The sequence below is a fragment of the Paraburkholderia guartelaensis genome, assembly GCF_004353905.1.
Taxonomy (GTDB): domain Bacteria; phylum Pseudomonadota; class Gammaproteobacteria; order Burkholderiales; family Burkholderiaceae; genus Paraburkholderia; species Paraburkholderia guartelaensis.
In genome coordinates this window covers 1-12984 of sequence record NZ_SMOD01000054.1, presented here as the reverse complement: position 1 = coordinate 12984, position 12984 = coordinate 1, and the positions used below count along the sequence as shown (strand labels likewise).

Below are 12984 nucleotides of genomic sequence, written 5' to 3'. Positions count from 1 at the left end.
CCCGTTTTTCATTGTGCCGCTTACGCGTCGCGCAACTCGCGCGCGACCGTTTCCACGACTTCCGCCCATGCATGCGGGCGCGGCTGACGCACGAGCCGCGCGCGCGGGTACCAGGGGCTTTCGTCGGTGCCCGCAAACCAGCGCCAGTCCGCGGCGAACGGCAGCATGACCCAGAGCTTCGCGCCGAGCGCGCCCGCGAGGTGGGCGATCGAGGTATCGATCGACACGACGCCGTCCAGACGTTCGATCACGGCCGCGGTATCGGCGAAATCCTGCAGCTTGCCGCCGAGCCGGTGGATCGTGCGCGCCCGTGGATGCGCGTCGAGCGCGGCGTGTTCCGCGGCGCTGAGTTCGGGTTGCAGGACGATCCAGTCGATACCATCGAGCGCGAAGAGCGGTTCGAGCGCGGCGAGCGCAATCGCCCGATTCTCGTGCTTCTGGATGCGGCCGGACCACGCGAGGCCGATCTTGCGCCGCGCCTGGCCGCCGAGCGACCCGCGCCACTTGCGCCCGTAGGCCGCGCTGGCGTTGAGGTAGGGCGTGCGCGCGGGCAGCGTGTCGATGCTCGTGCCGAGCGCGAGCGGCAGCGAGAGGAGCGGGCAGTGCAGGTCGGCGGCGGGCCGGGGCGCGCCCTGCTCAACGAGCGTGATGCGCCAGGCTTCCGCCGCGGGCGCGATGAGCGGCACGAGCGCGCGCTGCACTTCGAGCACGACGCGTGCGCCGGTTTTCTGTGCTGTCGCGACGACTTGCGGAACGAAGCGCACGAATTGAAGCGTGTCGCCGAAACCCTGTTCGGCCTCGATCAGCAGCGTGCGGCCGTTCAGAGGCTCGCCGTGCCAGCGTGGCAGCGCGCTTTGCGGCGTGCGCGGCGCAATCGGTGCACTCACCGGCGGGGGCAGGGCGTAGCCCGCGCCGCGCGGTGCGTTGGCGTGCGCCTCGTCGCGTGCGGCCGGGTCGAGGCGCCATTCGTACTCGGGTAGTCCGCGCCGGAAGTCACCGAGCGTGAGCCACGTGAGCGCGCGATTCAAATGCGCGGCGGCCAGATCGGGCCGCACGCGCAGCGCTTCGTCGAAGGCGCGCAGCGCGGCCGCATGGCGGCCGAGCGCGTGATGCGCCACGCCGAGCGCAAGCCAGGCAAGGGCAAATTTCGGATCGAAGCCGATCGCACGCTCGTAGGGTCCGATGGCTTCATCGTGGCGGCCGAGCGCGGCGAGCGCATTGCCGAGCCCGAAGAGGGCGGGCCCGAAATGCGGCTGTAGCGAAAGCGCCGTTTCGAAAGCGGCCACGGCCTCGCCGTGATGGCCGGTCGCATCGAGCGTATTCGCCAGATTGAAATGCGCGGCGACGAAGCGCGGCTGCACGCGCAGCGCCTTCTGGAACTGTTCGAGCGCGCCCGCGCTGTCGCCAAGCGCGTTGAGCGACATGCCGAGATTGTTGTGCGCCCCTGCGTGGCCCGGGCGGATCTTGAGTGCGCGGCGAAACGAGTCGGCGGCTTCGGCATGGCGGCCGAGCGCGTGCAGCGCGTTGCCGAGGTTGTTGTGCGAGGAGGCGTCGCCGGGCTGCAGGCGCACGGCCTGGCCGAACGCGTACATTGCGTCCTCGTGGCGCCCGATCGCCGCATAGGCATTGCCGAGGTTGTAATGTGCGAGGGCAAAGGCGGGCGCGAGCGTAAGCGCGTTGCGAAAGCGCTCGATCGCGCCTTCCAGCTCGCCGAGCGCCTTGAGCGCGTTGCCGAGGTTCAGCTGGAGCGCGGCGTCGTCGGGGCGCAAAGCGACCGCGCGGCGCACGAGGTCCGCGGCTTCGGCGTGCTGGCCTCGCTGATGCCGTAGCACGCCGAGCAGATGCAGCGCATCGACGTGCACGGGATCGGCGGCGAGCGTCGCGCGATAGTCGCGCTCGGCGTCGTCCAGCCGGCCGTCGCGATGTGCGGCGTACGCGCGGACAAAAAGCTGTTCCATGACTGAAGAAGCAAAGCGATCGAGACACAAAGGCGGCATTTTCCCACACTCGCGGACCCGTTCCCGAAGTTGGCCGAATGTTGAATGAAAGTTGACCTGCATCTGTTGCTGAACTAACATATGAACACTTGTTCATATGTATAGTGTGTAATCATGACCCCAGTTTCCGATGACGAGCGCGTCGTACCGCTCGCCGACCTCTTCCGTCTGCTCGGCGACGCAACGCGTCTGCGTATCGTGCTCGCCTGCGTTCAGGGCCGGATCGCCGTGGGCGCGATCGCCGACACGCTCGGTTTGTCGCCGTCGCTCGTGAGTCATCATCTGCGGCTTTTGCGCGCCGCGCGCGTCGTGCGTGCCGAGCGCGAGGGCAAGCAGGTGTTCTATGCGGCTGCGGATGCGCATATCAGCGCAATGATCGCCGGCATGCTGGAGCACGTGGCAGAGCCCTCGACGCAATGGCAGGAGGGCGCATGAGCGCAGCCGATCACGAACACGCGCATGACGCCAAAGGCGCCGGGATACACGCGGGCGAGCACCAGCACGACCACGGCCATGCGCATGACGATGCGCACGATGACCACGCGCAGCACGGGCATGGTCACGCGCACGGCCACCATCACCATCATCACGTGCCCGCCGCGGGGCACGGCCGGGCGTTCGCCGTCGCCGTCGCGCTGAACGTCTTCATCGTCGTCGTGCAAGCCGTGTACGGCGTGCTTGCGCATTCCACCGCGCTGCTGGCCGACGCCGGCCACAATCTCTCCGATGTGCTTGGCCTGCTGCTCGCCTGGGGCGCCGCGTGGCTCGCAACACGCCGTCCGTCGGCGCGCTTCACGTTCGGCTTCGGCAGCTCGTCGATTCTCGCCTCGCTCGCCAACGCCGCGCTGCTCCTGCTCGCATGCGGCGCGATCCTGGCGCAAGCGCTTGGCCGGCTGTTCAATCCGGCGCCGGTCGCGGGTTTCGACGTATTCGTCGTCGCGACCATCGGCATGGTAGTCAACGGTTTTTCGGCCTGGCTTTTCATGCGCGGGCAAAAGGACGACCTGAACATTCGCGGCGCCTTCCTGCACATGGCCGCCGACGCCGGCGTTTCCGCCGCCGTGGCCGTGAGCGGTCTGCTGATCCTTGCGACCGGCTGGAGCTGGATCGATCCGCTCATGTCGATCGCCGTGGTGCTCGTGATCGTGTATGGCACCTGGGGGCTGTTGCGCGAGTCGGTGCGGCTTGCCCTTGCCGCCGTGCCCGAGAACGTCGACATCGTGCGCGTGCGCGGCTTCCTCGCGCAGCAGGAGGGGGTCGTCGACGTGCATGACCTGCACGTCTGGGCGCTTTCGACCACGGGCTGCGCGCTGAGCGCGCACCTCGTGATGCCGGCGGGGCACCCCGGCGACGCCGCGCTCGATCATATGGTCGAGTTGCTCCAGGTGCGCTTCGGCATGCGGCACGTGACGTTGCAGGTGGACCTCGGCACGAGCGAGCATCGCTGCGCACTGGACATGCCGGACGGCGTGCACAGGCACACGCCAGCGCACGGGCATCCGCACGCGCACTGAAGCGCGGCCATTCGAGCAGCGACTTCCCGCCCGATTCAGCGCGCATTTGATGCGCTGCCGCGCGACCGGTCCCGGCGCGGGCGATACACTAAGGGCCTGCTCACATGAATAACAGGCTTGCGCTGGCCACCAGAAGGGCCGAGCGCAAGGATTGCGACGAAGCGAATACTCAACGTATTCGTGAGGAGCATGACGCAGCGATCGGCCCTTCTGGTGGCCAGCCCCTGTAATGCAATTAGTTGGTTTGGGGAACGTGCCTTGCCGGCCGCATTGCAGCGTCGCGCGTCGCTTGACCCCCAAGGGGATTTCCTTCGGGGCATTTGGCTCGGCCAAACGGCGCGCCGCCCTCCTTGCACTGCAGCCGGCAAGGCGCGTTCGCAAGCCTGTTATTCATGTGAGCAGGCCCTTGTATCGTGTCGAGCGCATGGAGGTCTGCATGGCCGTGGCTTCTTCTCTCGCGCCCGTGCTCATCGTGGGCGCGGGACCCACCGGGCTCGCCGCCGCGATGAGTCTTGCGCGCGCGCATATCCCCGTGCGGCTGATCGATCGCGCGCCGCAGCCCGGACGCCACTCGCGGGCGATCGGCATTCAGGCGCGCACGCTCGAACTGTTCGAGCAGCATCGCATCGTCGAGCCGTTTCTCGAACTCGGCCACCGCGCCCATATTGCGAATCTCTATTCGAACGGCCAGCGCCGCGCGCGGCTCGACTTCGATCCGCTCTTCACGCGCTATCCCTATCTGCTCTTCATTGAACAGACGGTTACCGAACGCATCCTCGGCGGGCATCTCAAGACGCTCGGCGTGGAGATCGAGCGCGGCTGCGAACTGCTGGAGTACACCCAGGGCTCGGTCGGGGCGAGCGCGGAAGTGCGCCGCCCCGACGGGCGCGTCGAGTCGGTGCGCTGCGCTTACGTGATTGCCGCCGACGGAGCGCATAGCACCGTGCGCCATCGCCTCGACATGAAGTTCGACGGCGAGACGATGGCGCAATCGTTCCTGCTCGCCGACCTGAGCGCGAGCACGCCCTGGTCCGACGACGAGTTCCACATCTTCGCCTCGGGCGACGGTCTCGCCGCGCTCTTCCCGTTCGGCCACGGCCGTTACCGCCTGATCGCCGATCACAAGGCCATGCTGCCCGCTGCGCCCGAAGGCACGATCCCCGTGCCCACACTGGCCGAGTGCCGCGACATCATCCTGCAGCGCGTGCATCATCCGGTGTCCGTCTCGGACATGAGCTGGGCTTCGTATTTCAGCGTGAATAGCCGGATGGTGAGGCAGCTGCGCGTCGAGCGCACTTTCTTTGCCGGGGACGCTGCCCACGTGCACAGCCCCGCGGGCGCGCAGGGCTTGAACACGGGCATTCAGGAAGCCTTCAATCTGGGCTGGAAGATCGCGCGCGTGCACGCGCGCGGCGCGCCCGAGCGCCTGCTCGACACCTATCACGCGGAGCGTTACCCGATCGAGCGGCTCGTGCTGCAGCAGACGAGCTTCATGACGCAACTGGTGGAGGCCGATCACGGCCCGCTCAAGCTGCTGCGCGAGCGCGTGATGCCGGCGCTCGTCGCGCTCGGGCCGCTGCGCGACGCAGCGCGCCAGGCGGTGAGCGAGCTGTCGATCCAGTATCGCCGCAGCCCGCTCACGCTCGAGCGTGTGCTGGACGGCGGCCCGCGCGCGGGCGAGCGCGCCCCGGACGCATTCGTGCGCGTGGTGGACGGTCCGTTAGGCAAAGCGCCGGGCAAGGGGCGCATCTTCGATCTGCACGACCCGGCGTGCTTTTCGTTGTTCCTGCTGGTGGAGGGTGACGGCGAGGCCGCAGCGGCAAAAAACAGCGCGGAAGTGGGCGCAACGCTCAAGCGTTTTGCCGAAGCCGTCGAGCGGCTGTTTCCGCAGGCGCTGCGGGTCTGGTGGATCGCCGAACTCTCAAACGGCGAGACGCCGCTGGCGGGCGAAGGTGCGGCAACGCTTACCGAATCGTACGGGCGCACGCGGCCCGCGTTTTATCTGGTGCGGCCCGACGGCTACATCGGCGCGCGGGGGCGGCCCGCGTCGGACCTCAACGCGCTGCTGCGCCACTGCGAGACGTGGTACGCGGCTGCGGGCTTTGGACAGGCGCCGGCGGTCTGAACCGCGGCGCCGTGCGTCTCATGTGACGGGCCGGCTGGCCCGGCTCAAGCCGCCGCGGGCGTCAGCGCCTCGCGATGCTTCGTGAGCGAGGCGAGCACGATCTCCGTGAAGCCCGCTTGCTCGCCTTCGCCATCGAGCGCCGCGAGCAGCGTGCGGCGCATGCGCGGCTCCCAGAACTTGCGGATGTGCTCCGCGATGCCCGTGAGCGCTTCCTCGCGATCGGGCAGCGAATCGAAGAACATGCCTATCTGGTTCGCCATTTCGATCAAGTGATCAGCTTTCATCGCTTTATTTCCCTGAGGTTGTAAGCGGTTCGCGCTTGCTGAGCAGCTCGAGCTGGGTCGTGTTGAAGCGCGAGTATTCGCGCTGCCACTCCGAGGGCTGCTGCACGTGGCTGACCTGCACGGCCGTCACCTTGTACTCGGGGCAGTTCGTGGCCCAGTCGGAGGCGTCCGTGGTGATGACGTTCGCGCCCGACTCGGGGAAATGGAACGTCGTATAGACCACGCCCGGCTGCATGCGCGTGCTGACTTTCGCGCGCAGCACCGTATGCCCCGCGCGCGATTCGATGCCCACCCAGTCGCCGTCGCGAATGCCGCGATCTTCGGCGTCCACCGGGTGGATCTCGAGGCGGTCTTCTTCGTGCCAGCGCGAGTTCTCGGTGCGTCGGGTTTGCGCGCCCACGTTGTACTGCGAGAGGATGCGGCCCGTCGTGAGCAGGAGAGGGAAGCGCCGCGTGACCTTCTCCGGCGAGGCGATGAACTTCGTGATGACGAACTTGCCCTTGCCGCGCACGAACTCGTCGATGTGCATGATCGGCGTGCCGTCGGGCGCGGCTTCGTTGCACGGCCACTGGATGCTGCCCATCTCGTCGATCTTCTTGTACGAGACGCCGTGGAACGTGGGCGTGAGGCGCGCGATCTCGTCCATGATCTGCGACGGATGCGTGTAGTCCATCTCGTAGCCGAGCGCGCGCGAGAGCAGGATCGTCACTTCCCAGTCCGAGTAGCCGGCGATCGGCGGCATGACCTTGCGCACGCGCGAGATGCGGCGCTCGGCGTTGGTGAACGTGCCGTCCTTTTCGAGGAACGACGAGCCCGGCAACAGCACGTGTGCGTACTTAGCCGTTTCGTTCAGGAAAATGTCCTGCACGACGATGCATTCCATCGACGAAAGCGCTGCCGCCACGTGCTGGGTGTTCGGGTCGGACTGAACGATGTCCTCGCCCTGGCAGTAGAGGCCCATGAACGTACCGTCGAGCGCCGCTTCGAACATGTTCGGAATGCGCAGGCCCGGCTCGCTTTGCAGCGCGACGTTCCAGGCCGCCTCGAACTCGCCGCGCACGATCGAATCGCCCACGTGGCGATAGCCAGGCAGCTCGTGCGGGAACGAACCCATGTCACACGAACCCTGCACGTTGTTCTGGCCGCGCAGCGGATTCACACCCACGCCTTCGCGGCCGATGTTGCCCGTGGCCATCGCGAGGTTGGCGATGCCCATCACCATGGTCGAGCCTTGTGCGTGTTCCGTCACGCCGAGGCCGTAGTAGATCGCCGAATTGCCTTGCTGCGCATAGAGGCGCGCGGCGGCGCGAACTTGCTCGGCGGGCACGCCGGTGACATCGGCCATCGTTTCGGGCGAGTTTTCCGGCAGCGAGACGAAATCGCGCCATTGCTCGAACGCGCGCGTTTCGCAGCGCTCGGCCACGAACGCTTCATTCACGAGCCCTTCGGTCACGATCACGTGCGCGATCGAGTTGATCATCGCGACGTTGGTGCCCGGGCGCAGTTGCAGGTGATACTCGGCCTTCACGTGCGCGGTGTCGACGATATCGATGCGGCGCGGATCGACGACGATGAGCTTCGCGCCCTGACGCACGCGGCGCTTCAGACGCGAGCCGAACACCGGGTGGCCGTCGGTCGGGTTCGCGCCGATCACGATGATCACGTCGGAGTGATCGACCGAAGCGAAGGTCTGCGTACCCGCCGATTCACCAAGCGTCGTCTTGAGACCGTAGCCGGTGGGCGAGTGGCAAACGCGTGCGCAGGTATCGACGTTGTTGTTGCCGAAGGCGGCGCGCACGAGCTTCTGCACGAGGTACGTTTCCTCGTTCGTGCAGCGCGACGACGTGATGCCGCCGATCGAATCGCGCCCGTGCTTCGCCTGGATGCGGCGGAACTCGCTCGCCGCATAGTTGATCGCTTCGTCCCAGCTCACTTCGCGCCACGGATCGGTGATCTTCGCGCGGATCATCGGCTTCTTGATCCTATCCTTGTGCGTGGCGTAGCCCCACGCGAAGCGGCCCTTCACGCAGGCGTGGCCTTCGTTCGCCTGGCCGTTCTTGTGCGGCACCATGCGCACGACTTCGTTGCCCTTCATCTCGGCCTTGAACGAGCAGCCCACGCCGCAATAGGCGCAGGTCGTCACGACCGAGTGCTCGGCCTGGCCCAGCATCACGACGGTCTTTTCCTGCAGCGTCGCGGTCGGGCACGCGGCCACGCAGGCGCCGCACGACACACACTCCGAGTCCATGAACGATTCGCTCGCGCCGGCGGCTACGCGCGATTCGAAGCCGCGCCCGGCAATGGTCAGCGCGAACGTGCCTTGCGTCTCTTCACACGCACGCACGCAACGATTGCAGACGATGCACTTCGACGGGTCGTACGTGAAGTACGGATTCGATTCGTCCTTCTTGTCTTTCAGGTGATTCGCGCCGTCAAAGCCGTAGCGCACTTCGCGCAGGCCCGTCACGCCGGCCATATCCTGCAGCTCGCAGTCGCCGTTGGCGGGGCAGGTGAGGCAGTCGAGCGGGTGATCGGAGATGTAGAGCTCCATCACGTTGCGGCGCAGTTTCTGCAATTGATTGCTTTGCGTGCGCACCTTCATGCCCGCTTCGACGGGCGTCGTGCACGAAGCGGGATAGCCGCGGCGGCCTTCGATTTCCACGAGACACAGACGGCACGAACCGAACGGTTCGAGCGAGTCGGTGGCGCAGAGCTTGGGCACGTTGATGCCGGCCTCGATGGAGGCGCGCATCACCGACGTGCCGGCCGGCACCGTCACGGACTGGCCGTCGATTTCGAGCGTGACGTCCACGTCGGCGTGAACGAGCGGCGTGCCGAAATCGGTATCGTCGAAGGGCGAGCGTTGCTTCTTTGCCTGGGACTTGCAGGCGCAATTGCCGGAACCGCAACCACCGGCTTGGGACATGAGCGTGTCGGACATGGTGGTTCCTCGTTCAGGCAGCCGCCGGTTGTTGGCCTGCGTGTTGGGCGACGGGTTCGAGACCGAAATCTTCTGGGAAATGGTTGAGTGCGGAGATCACGGGGTAGGGCGTCATGCCGCCCATCGCGCACAGCGAGCCGGACACCATCGTGTCGCACAGGTCGCGCAGCAGCGTGACCTGCTTTTCGGACGTGTCGCCCTTGCGGATCTTCGCGATTACCTCGACGCCGCGCGTCGAGCCGATGCGGCACGGCGTGCACTTACCGCACGATTCGAGCGTGCAAAACTCCATCGCGTACTGGGCGAGTTCGGCGAGATTCGACGTGTCGTCGTGGACGACGAGGCCGCCGTGACCTACGACCGCGCCCACCGCCGCATACGCTTCGTAGTCCATGGGAATGTCCCACTGGCTTTCGGGCAGATAGGTGCCGAGCGGGCCGCCCACCTGCACGGCGCGTGCCGGACGGCCGCTGGCGGTGCCGCCGCCGTAGTCGACCATCAGCTCGCGCAACGTGACGCCGAACGCAAGCTCCACGAGGCCGCCGCGCGCGATATTGCCCGCGAGCTGGAACGGCAGCGTGCCGCGCGAGCGGCCCATGCCGAAGTCTTTGTAGAACGCCGCGCCCTTCGCGAAGATGATCGGCACCGTGGCGAGCGTGATGACGTTGTTGATGACCGTGGGCTTGCCGTAGAGGCCGGCAAGCGCGGGCAGCGGCGGCTTCGCGCGCACGATGCCGCGCTTGCCCTCGAGCGACTCGAGCAGCGCCGTTTCCTCGCCGCACACGTAAGCGCCCGCGCCCTTGGCCACGAACAGCTCGAAGCGCTTGCCGCTGCCGAGCACGTCGTCGCCGAGCCAGCCGGCAGCACGTGCGCGGCGAATGGCTTCTTCGAGCGCCTCAATCGAATGCGGATACTCGCTGCGCACGTAGATATGGCCAACGGTCGCGCCCACCGCGATGCCCGCGATCGTCATGCCCTCGATCAGCACGTACGGGTCGCTTTCCATGACGAGGCGGTCGGAGAACGTGCCCGAATCGCCTTCGTCGGCATTGCAGACGATGTACTTCTGATCGGCTTGCGCGTTCGCGACCGTGCGCCACTTGATGCCGGCCGGAAACGCCGCGCCGCCGCGGCCGCGCAGGCCCGACTCGAGCAGCGCTTCGCAGATATCGGCGCCGGTCATCTTCAACGCATTGCGCAATCCTTCGAGGCCGCCGTGGGCGACGTAGTCGTCGGTGGATAGCGGGTCGGTGATACCGATGCGCGCGAACGTGAGGCGCTGCTGCTTGCGCAGATACGGAATCTGCTCGACGAGGCCGACGCTGCGTGCGTGCTGGCCGCCTTGCAGGAAGCCGGCGTCGAAGAGTGCGCCCACTTCATCGGGTTCGACGTTCGCATAGCCGACGCGGCCATCGGGCGTTTCAATTTCGACGAGCGGTTCGAGATAGAGCAGGCCGCGCGAGCCGTTGCGCACGAGTTCGATGCTCGCGCCGCGCGCGGCGGCTTCGCGTTCGATGGCTTCGGCGATGGCGTCCGCGCCGAGCGCAAGCGCCGAGGAGTCACGGGGAACGTAGACGCGTGTCATGCGGCCTCCTCGGTGCGCACGGTCGCGAGTGCGGCAGCGTAGAGCTTGTCGAACTTCTGCGGGGTCACTTTTGCGTGCAACGTGCCGTTAATCATCATGGTGGGCGAGAGCGCGCATTGGCCAAGGCAATAGACGGACTCCAGCGCGACCGGACCTTCATGCGCGTGCGCATGTTCCGCGTCGTGGCCGTGCTGTCCGAACCGGCAGCCGGTATGCGCCTCGACGTGCTGCGCGAGCGCCTCGCTGCCCATGCTGCGGCAGGCCTCGGCGCGGCAAAGCTGAACCGTGACCGGCGCGGGCGGGGCGGTGCGGAAGTGGTGATAGTAGGTGATCACGCCGTGGACTTCGGCGCGAGAAAGATTCAGCGCCTTCGAGAGCGGCACGACCGTGGCCGGCGGCACGAAGCCGACTTCGTCCTGGATCGCATGCAGGATCGCAAGCAGCGTGCGGCCTGGTTGCGCGTGACGCAGGACGAGATCGTCCGGCGCGCTAACAGCTGTCTCTTCCATCATGGGGCTTCTCCTGGGCATATATGCACTTGTTATTCATAAAGTGTGCATCTATGCTGCGGTTGTCTTGTTGTCTGACCGAACAATAGGCCCGTGGAAAGGCGGACGCAATAGGAAGGAAAATTTCATAATGATCAAGGTCGAATGCCACGCGCAGCTAGTCGTGCGCGACGCGGAGGGCCGCGAGGCAAGCCTGACGGACGTTGTGCCGTTGCTTGCGCTCGTCGCCGAGGAAGGAAGCATCGCGCAGGCCGCGCAGCGTAAGGGTTTGTCCTATCGCCATGCGTGGGGCGTTTTGCGTGAAGTCGAGGAGCGCCTGGGGGGCGCGTTGATCGCGAAAGCGCGCGGCCGCGGGTCCGTGCTCTCCCAATTGGGCGAGGCCGTGCTGCGCTCGCAGCGCCTGTGCGGGGAGCGGCTGCAGGGCAACCTCGAGGCGCTGGCGAGCGAAGTGGCGAGCGACCTGAACCGCTGGCTCGCGCCCGATGCGCAGGACCTGCGCATCCATGCTTCGCACGGCTACGCGGTGGCGGCGCTCGTGACGGCGCTCGTCGCCGACCAGGTGCCCGTGGAGATCAAATACCGTGACAGCGTGGATGCAATCACGGCGCTCGCGCGCGGCGAATGCGATCTCGCCGGCTTTCATCTGCCGCGCGGCGATTTTCGGGCAGCCTGCGCCAACGCCTACCGCAGCTGGCTCGACCCCCAGCGGCACGTGCTCATCCATCTCACGCAACGCAAGCAGGGACTCTTCGTCGGGCGCGGCAACCCAAAGCAGATCACAGGGCTCGCCGACCTCGCGCGCGGCGATATCCGCTTCGTGAACCGGCAGCCGGGCTCCGGCACGCGCATGCTGATCGATCTGCTGCTCACGCGCATCGGTGTCGATCCCGAGCGCGTGAACGGTTACGCGTCGTCGGAACTCACGCATTCGGCGATCGCCGCATTTGTGGCGAGCGGAATGGCCGACGTGGGCTTCGGCGTTGCGCCGGCGGCGCACCATTTCGGGCTCGATTTCATTGAAATCGCCGACGAAGACTACTATTTCGCGTGCGATCGCGGCCATCTCGCGCACGAGCCTCTGGCGACCGTCTTGGGTTTATTGCGCGGTGCGGGGTTCCGCGCATCCGTTGCGCAACTGGAGGGATACGATCCGGCGACGTGCGGCGACGTGGTGGAACTCGAAGCCGCATGGGGTGGGCCGCGTGAGGGCGAGGCGCAGGCGCTGTAATAGAAGGCAACGTATTGGACGGACTACGCTGCAGACGAAGGCGCTTTTTGTGATACTTTCAGTTTGTATTCGCTCTCACGTTTCAGATGCGCGCCCGTCGCGCCGATCGACCATGAAATTTGTCCTCAAAGTTGGTGCTGCAGCCGCAACGGCGGCAGCGTTGTTTGCTACGTTCAACGTTGCGTTTGCGCAGAACTCGCCGGGCGTGCCTGGCGGCATTCTGAGCGATCAGTTCAAGTTCAACGAGCATCCGCAGATGCAATTCGCCGCTTCGGCGCCGTCTGCCAAGTATCAGCATGGCAAGCCGAGTGCCGCACGTAAGCGTGGCGATCTGGGTGATCAGAACGGCTGTAATCTGCAGTGCCCGCAGGACAATTGATGATCTAGGGGCGCACGCGAAAGTTGCGCCGCCTATGGAGCAAAGAAAAACTCGCGAGGCCCGAACGGGCTGTCGCGAGTTTTTTTGTGCGCGCTATGCCGGCGCGGCCGGCGTCGGGATCGTGGCCCCGATGGGCGGGCAAATTCCCCCACCTGTGGGCACCTCAAAATCCCCCACCTAGAGACACGCGGAGCATGATGCTGGCGCGGTCTGGCAGGACGTTACCTTGCACCCCTCGAATGAAGAAGAGGGGTTGTTGGAGTGAATGTCTTGAAGCCGCATCTGCAAACAACCATCGCCACGCTCGTCGCAGCGGGCAAACGTCAGCGGGAGATCGCCCGGATTACGGGCGTTGACCGGAAGACGATCCGTAAGTACCAGGAGCAATTCGCGGCGGCGCAGGCAAATTCCCCCACGGTGCC

General features: G+C 66.3%; 11 protein-coding genes. 6 read left to right on the top strand and 5 right to left on the bottom strand.

What is annotated here, in order from left to right; all coding sequences use genetic code 11:
- Positions 1–20: 20 nt before the first annotated feature.
- A complete protein-coding gene (locus E1N52_RS38250; RefSeq protein ID WP_133189726.1) occupies positions 21–1958 on the bottom strand; it encodes a tetratricopeptide repeat protein in 1938 nt (645 codons plus the stop codon).
- Between the two features lie 153 nt (positions 1959–2111).
- Here E1N52_RS38250 and E1N52_RS38245 point away from each other — a divergent pair, with 153 nt between their 5' ends.
- The 3 genes from E1N52_RS38245 to E1N52_RS38235 all read left to right on the top strand — a co-directional run bounded on the left by E1N52_RS38245 (position 2112) and on the right by E1N52_RS38235 (position 5636).
- Positions 2112–2432: an ArsR/SmtB family transcription factor gene (locus E1N52_RS38245; protein ID WP_133189724.1), complete on the top strand. Its 321-nt coding sequence runs from the start codon at positions 2112–2114 to the stop codon at positions 2430–2432.
- Positions 2429–3511 carry a cation diffusion facilitator family transporter gene (locus E1N52_RS38240; protein ID WP_246089401.1) on the top strand — a complete coding sequence of 361 codons (1083 nt, stop codon included), beginning with the start codon at positions 2429–2431 and terminating at the stop codon, positions 3509–3511. Before E1N52_RS38245 ends, E1N52_RS38240 begins: the two co-directional genes overlap by 4 nt.
- A 436-nt stretch (positions 3512–3947) precedes the next feature.
- Complete coding sequence (locus E1N52_RS38235) at positions 3948–5636, top strand: FAD-dependent monooxygenase (RefSeq protein ID WP_133189720.1); 1689 nt, start codon at positions 3948–3950, stop codon at positions 5634–5636.
- A gap of 44 nt (positions 5637–5680) precedes the next feature.
- On the opposite strand, the gene E1N52_RS38230 is transcribed toward E1N52_RS38235, so the two are convergent.
- Genes E1N52_RS38230 through E1N52_RS38215 form a run of 4 tightly spaced genes read right to left on the bottom strand, consistent with a single transcriptional unit; the run spans position 5681 to position 10955 of the window.
- Entirely contained in the window at positions 5681–5920 is a 240-nt protein-coding gene (locus tag E1N52_RS38230) for a formate dehydrogenase subunit delta (RefSeq protein WP_042260984.1), read from the bottom strand.
- 4 nt (positions 5921–5924) lie between these two features.
- A complete protein-coding gene (gene fdhF / locus E1N52_RS38225; protein WP_133189718.1) occupies positions 5925–8861 on the bottom strand; it encodes a formate dehydrogenase subunit alpha in 2937 nt (978 codons plus the stop codon).
- Positions 8862–8874: 13 nt separating this feature from the next.
- Positions 8875–10446 carry a formate dehydrogenase beta subunit gene (locus tag E1N52_RS38220; protein ID WP_133189716.1) on the bottom strand — a complete coding sequence of 524 codons (1572 nt, stop codon included), beginning with the start codon at positions 10444–10446 and terminating at the stop codon, positions 8875–8877.
- Positions 10443–10955, bottom strand: a complete 513-nt coding sequence (locus E1N52_RS38215; RefSeq protein WP_133189770.1) for an NAD(P)H-dependent oxidoreductase subunit E — start codon at positions 10953–10955, stop codon at positions 10443–10445. The genes E1N52_RS38220 and E1N52_RS38215 overlap by 4 nt, the downstream gene beginning before the upstream one ends.
- A gap of 130 nt (positions 10956–11085) precedes the next feature.
- Here E1N52_RS38215 and E1N52_RS38210 point away from each other — a divergent pair, with 130 nt between their 5' ends.
- From E1N52_RS38210 to E1N52_RS38195, 3 genes are all read left to right on the top strand, one after another.
- Entirely contained in the window at positions 11086–12183 is a 1098-nt protein-coding gene (locus tag E1N52_RS38210) for a substrate-binding domain-containing protein (protein ID WP_133189714.1), read from the top strand.
- A gap of 112 nt (positions 12184–12295) precedes the next feature.
- The gene (locus tag E1N52_RS38205; RefSeq protein WP_133189712.1) at positions 12296–12562 is read left to right on the top strand and encodes a hypothetical protein; all 267 of its coding nucleotides are present in this window, start codon (positions 12296–12298) and stop codon (positions 12560–12562) included.
- Positions 12563–12823: 261 nt separating this feature from the next.
- Positions 12824–12984: helix-turn-helix domain-containing protein (locus E1N52_RS38195; RefSeq protein ID WP_246089378.1), on the top strand; the 161-nt coding region annotated here is incomplete at its 3' end.

What these genes read in the sequence shown, in the direction of transcription:
- E1N52_RS38250 (WP_133189726.1), bottom strand. Translation starts at nt 1,958, where the DNA reads ATGGAACAGCTTTTTGTCCGCGCGTACGCCGCACATCGCGACGGCCGG.
- E1N52_RS38245 (WP_133189724.1), top strand. Translation starts at nt 2,112, where the DNA reads ATGACCCCAGTTTCCGATGACGAGCGCGTCGTACCGCTCGCCGACCTC.
- E1N52_RS38240 (WP_246089401.1), top strand. Translation starts at nt 2,429, where the DNA reads ATGAGCGCAGCCGATCACGAACACGCGCATGACGCCAAAGGCGCCGGG.
- E1N52_RS38235 (WP_133189720.1), top strand. Translation starts at nt 3,948, where the DNA reads ATGGCCGTGGCTTCTTCTCTCGCGCCCGTGCTCATCGTGGGCGCGGGA.
- E1N52_RS38230 (WP_042260984.1), bottom strand. Translation starts at nt 5,920, where the DNA reads ATGAAAGCTGATCACTTGATCGAAATGGCGAACCAGATAGGCATGTTC.
- fdhF (WP_133189718.1), bottom strand. Translation starts at nt 8,861, where the DNA reads ATGTCCGACACGCTCATGTCCCAAGCCGGTGGTTGCGGTTCCGGCAAT.
- E1N52_RS38220 (WP_133189716.1), bottom strand. Translation starts at nt 10,446, where the DNA reads ATGACACGCGTCTACGTTCCCCGTGACTCCTCGGCGCTTGCGCTCGGC.
- E1N52_RS38215 (WP_133189770.1), bottom strand. Translation starts at nt 10,955, where the DNA reads ATGGAAGAGACAGCTGTTAGCGCGCCGGACGATCTCGTCCTGCGTCAC.
- E1N52_RS38210 (WP_133189714.1), top strand. Translation starts at nt 11,086, where the DNA reads ATGATCAAGGTCGAATGCCACGCGCAGCTAGTCGTGCGCGACGCGGAG.
- E1N52_RS38205 (WP_133189712.1), top strand. Translation starts at nt 12,296, where the DNA reads ATGAAATTTGTCCTCAAAGTTGGTGCTGCAGCCGCAACGGCGGCAGCG.